At 70.7% G+C, this 492-nt stretch carries 1 pseudogene; it reads right to left on the bottom strand.

Annotated elements, in window-relative coordinates:
• Positions 1-492, bottom strand: a pseudogene (locus TW83_RS17740) (methylmalonyl Co-A mutase-associated GTPase MeaB); the annotation flags it as partial.

Raw genomic sequence — 492 nt, 5'->3', positions numbered from 1 at the left:
GGGCGTCCGGGGCGTCCAGCTGCGCCAGCAGCCCGCCCTGCAGTTCGGCCATGAACCAGTCGCGCGCCTGTTCGGCCCGGATGCGGTCGAAATGACCGGCATCGCGGCGCCAGTCGGCCAGATGGCGCATGCAGGACCAAGCCTCGGGCAGGCCCGCGCCGGTGGTCGCGCTGACCGGCATGGCCTTGGGAAAGCCGTCGGGGTCTTGCGGGCGCTTGCGCAGCAGGCGCAGCGCGCCCGCGTAATCGGCCACCGTCCGGCGCGCGGGCGACAGCAGGTCGCCATCGGCCTTGTTCACCAGAATCAGGTCGGCCATCTCCATGATGCCGCGCTTGACCCCCTGCAATTCATCGCCGCCCGCAGGCGCCAGCAGCAGGATGAACAGGTCCGACATCTGTGCGACCAGGGTTTCGGATTGGCCGACGCCAACCGTCTCGATCAGGACGACGTCGTGGCCCGCGGCCTCGCACAGGCGGATCGCCTCGCGCGTGC

This window comes from Paracoccus sp. S4493, from assembly GCF_000967735.1.
GTDB classification, from domain to species: Bacteria; Pseudomonadota; Alphaproteobacteria; order Rhodobacterales; family Rhodobacteraceae; genus Paracoccus; species Paracoccus marcusii.
The sequence above is the reverse complement of the archived record's forward strand: the minus strand, read 5'-3'. Positions and strand labels throughout refer to the sequence as shown.